This window comes from Clostridia bacterium, assembly GCA_014360065.1.
GTDB lineage: Bacteria > Bacillota > DSM-521 > Neomoorellales > JACIYF01 > JACIYF01.
On sequence record JACIYF010000185.1, the window covers coordinates 1 to 3,600 of the forward strand.

Sequence of the window (3,600 nt, forward strand, 5' to 3'; positions counted from 1 at the left end):
ACAAGCTGGCATCCCCACGCCACCCGGCGGAATTAGCTCCCCCGCGGTGCCGAGGCGGCGCATCAGCTCCGAGGAGCTGATGCGCCGCTAAGCCCGCGCGGAAGGGCAGCTGACCCCTATCTAAAGAGCAACTAGCCTGAAAGCTCCAGCGAGCCAAGCTCGAAGGCTCGGCCATTGACGCAAGCCTTGCAGAGAAGGAGGATTTACTTGCGACAAGGTTATTTAGCTTTAGTTTTACATGCCCACCTGCCCTTTGTGCGCCACCCGGAGGACGAACACGCCCTGGAGGCGCGCTGGCTCTATGAAGCCATTACTGAAACCTACGTTCCCCTTTTAAAGGTTTTTCAGCGGCTCCGCCAAGACCAAGTTCCCTTCGCCATTACCATGTCCCTTACCCCGCCGCTGGTAGCCATGCTTACCGATCCTTGGCTACAGCAAAGTTACCTCAGGCATCTAGAAGCTTTGCGGGAACTAGCCGACAAGGAGCTGGTCCGCACCCGGGGCGATTCCCGCTTTCACCACCTGGCCCAGATGTATTACCAATTACTGGAAGACACCTATCGAATCTACCATGAAACATACAGCGATAACCTGGTGGAAGCCTTCCGGGAGCTGCAGGAGGCTGGAAACCTGGAAATAATTGCCTCGGCCGCCACCCATGCCTACCTGCCTCTAGCCTACCCCCACCGAGAAGCAGTATGGGCCCAGTTGGCCGAAGGCATAAAGCAATATTACCGCCATTTCGGCCGCTACCCCCGCGGTCTTTGGCTGCCCGAGTGCGGGTACCACCCCGGCGACGACCAGATTATGAAACAGCTAGGCATCAAATACTTCATCCTCGATGCCCACGGAATCCTTTATGCTACTCCCCGGCCCCGGTATGCCAATTATGCTCCTATAGCCTGCCCTAATTCCGGCGTACACGCCTTTGGGCGGGACCTAGAGTCCTCAAAACAAGTCTGGAGCGCCCAGGAAGGTTACCCCGGCGATCCTGATTACCGGGAGTTTTACCGGGATATCGGCTACGATTTGCCCTACGAATACATCGGCCCTTACGTCCATCCCAGTGGCATTCGTACCGATACCGGCTTCAAATACTACCGAATTACCGGTCGCAGCAATCACAAGGAGCCCTATGAGCCCGCTTGGGCCGACAGCAAGGCCGCCATCCACGCTGGCAACTTCATGTTCAACCGGGAAAAGCAAATCGAATGGCTGGCCAGCCACATGGACCGCGCCCCCATCGTGGTCTCTCCCTATGATGCTGAGCTTTTCGGGCACTGGTGGTTTGAGGGACCCCGGTGGTTGGATTACCTGATCCGCAAAGTTGCTTATGACCAGAAGGTGTTTTCCTTGATTACCCCTTCTCAATACCTAGAGCTCTATCCGCATAGTCAGCCCTCACAACCCTGCATGTCCAGCTGGGGCTACAATGGGTATAACGAGGTATGGCTGGAAGGCTCCAACGACTGGATTTACCGCCACTTGCATAACATTACCAAGCGCATGGTTTACTTGGCCTGGCGTTTTCCCCAAAGCTCAGGAATCTTGCGCCGGGCCCTGAACCAAGCCGCCCGGGAAGTGTTGCTCGCCCAGGCCAGCGACTGGCCCTTCATCATGAAAACCGGGACCATGGTTCAGTATGCCCGCCGCCGGGTAATCCTCCATGTAGGCCGTTTCCTTCAACTTTACCAGCAGATCCTGAGCGGCCAAATAGATGCTGGGTGGCTCGATTACCTGGAGGCCCACGACAACCTTTTCCCCGAGTTAGACTACCAGGTATTTGCCCACCCCTGGACCGAGGAACAACCGCCCGTACCGGTTATGGCCGCTACTACATCGTAACTGACGCTGTTGGCGAGAGATAGTGCCTGGTGCACCGCCTAAAACCGCCGGCGCCCAGCGCATCGCCTAAAACCGCCGGCCGCGTCCACCGCCTCGGTCATTACCGTATCCACCGCTGCGGTCACCGTCACGATAGCCGCCACCCCGATGGCGAGCGCCACGGTTGCCGCCGCCGGAGCGCTCACCGCGGGGGCGGGCCTCATCGACGATGAGGTTGCGATGCTGGAAAGTGGTGCCGTTGATGGCGGCGACGGCCTCGGCAGCCTTCGCTTCAGGTACATCCACAAAGCCGAAGCCCTTGCCGGGAATGATGCGGACCTCACCCGGACTATAGACCAAAAACAGCTGCCGCACATCCTCCTCGGTGCATTGATAAGACAGGTTCGAACCACTCCACCCGCCACAGGGCCGTGCGGTGGACAAGGATGTTGACCTCTTGTCGCAGATAGGGTAGGTGGTGCTGGAATTCCTTTTTAGCCTTGGCGGTTAAAGTCTGCACCGGCAGACTAATCACCTCTTCTGCATTTCAATATACTTGCGGATGGTACCGGAGGAAACATTACCGGCGGTAGAGACAAAATAGCTTCGCCTCCACATAGATGGCGTGCGGGCAATGTGGCCAAATTCCTGGCGAGTTCCTTCCCTTTTATAATCAAGCTTGCGATCTCATAAAAGGTGGCGCAAGGCATTCTATGCTTAACTTACGGCCAAAAGATAATACTGGTGAAAAGGCACCGAGCTCTGGACTGGATTACGGCCATTGAAGTTTCTAAACAGGCCGGCCTCAGTCCGGAATTCTAAATACCCGGCCCAGGTCAAGTTCCCACTCGGGGAAGAGGGTGGTGCGCACCATTTCAGCTCCCTGGTAGCGGCCCACCAGGTGGAAGGCGTCGCCTTCTCGCCGGTATTCTTCCAGGGTTTTGGCCGACGGGTCCAGGATCCAGTAGTAATCTACCCCGTAGCGCGCATAGATTTGCGCCTTCGTTAGCTTATCCCTTTCGCGGGTAGCGGGGGAAAGGATTTCCACCACCAGGTCCGGCGCACCCTGAACGTTGTCGCGGGTAATAATGTGACGGCGGGCCCGGGAGACGAAGATTAAGTCCGGCTGGGTCACGCTGATGTCGCTCAAGATCACGTCGTAGGGCGCATAAAAGATTTCTCCCAGGTTGTTTTCTTCTACGTATTGCATGAGCAAAAATCCTAGGTTGCGAGAAACCCGCTGGTGCCGGGTAGTCGGCGAAGGCGTCACATATAGTACCCCCTCCAGGATTTCGTAGCGGTTGTTGTCGTCGGGCAGGGTAAGATAATCGTCGTAGGTAAGGATAATCTGTCCTGCCGGTGGTTCTGGCCTGCTCATTGGTGCCACCTCCTGCTCGCATCATAACCCGCAGATAGCCTCTTGTCAATTTCTTGGAGGTCCGGGCTTTCCCCATACCGCCGCCCTTGACTCCTACATAAGTACGATTGTGAGAGCCGCCCGAACCGTAGGTCTCCAGATACCAGCGGGCAAACTTCTCGAGGTCCCGCAGGTAGTAATCGACGGTGGCCGGGCTCAAAGTAGTAAACTGCGCCAAGTTTTTCTATGGCTTACCCAAATCCGATAGGGTCATATTTCAACCTACATTTCGCACCCTTGGGAAAGCTTTCCAAGATTTTCGCGGTAGCGAATAACAACAATTTCACTATCCGCCAGTAAAGGCAGGGGAGAGATAAATCTCCTGACCGAAGCCCGCTAGTTTTAGCGCCCTGATCACC

The 3,600-nt window shown here is 56.2% G+C and carries 3 protein-coding genes and 1 pseudogene; 1 reads left to right on the forward strand and 3 read right to left on the reverse strand.

The features are described from left to right. Positions 1 to 207 precede the first annotated feature (207 nt). A complete protein-coding gene (locus tag H5U02_14620; GenBank protein MBC7343655.1) occupies positions 208 to 1,845 on the forward strand; it encodes a DUF1957 domain-containing protein in 1,638 nt (545 codons plus the stop codon). A gap of 66 nt (positions 1,846 to 1,911) precedes the next feature. On the opposite strand, the gene H5U02_14625 is transcribed toward H5U02_14620, so the two are convergent. The 3 genes and pseudogenes from H5U02_14625 to H5U02_14635 form a co-directional block, all read right to left on the reverse strand. Then, positions 1,912 to 2,268 carry an RNA-binding protein gene (locus H5U02_14625; GenBank protein ID MBC7343656.1) on the reverse strand — a complete coding sequence of 119 codons (357 nt, stop codon included), beginning with the start codon at positions 2,266 to 2,268 and terminating at the stop codon, positions 1,912 to 1,914. Positions 2,269 to 2,355: 87 nt separating this feature from the next. After that, positions 2,356 to 2,442: pseudogene (locus H5U02_14630) on the reverse strand (transposase). 187 nt (positions 2,443 to 2,629) lie between these two features. Next, positions 2,630 to 3,202 (reverse strand): Uma2 family endonuclease, encoded by a 573-nt coding sequence (locus tag H5U02_14635; protein MBC7343657.1) that lies wholly within the window; start codon positions 3,200 to 3,202, stop codon positions 2,630 to 2,632. Between the last annotated feature and the right edge of the window lie 398 nt (positions 3,203 to 3,600).

Coding starts and splice junctions, on each gene's coding strand:
- H5U02_14635 (MBC7343657.1), bottom strand. CDS start 3,202: ATGAGCAGGCCAGAACCACCGGCAGGACAGATTATCCTTACCTACGAC.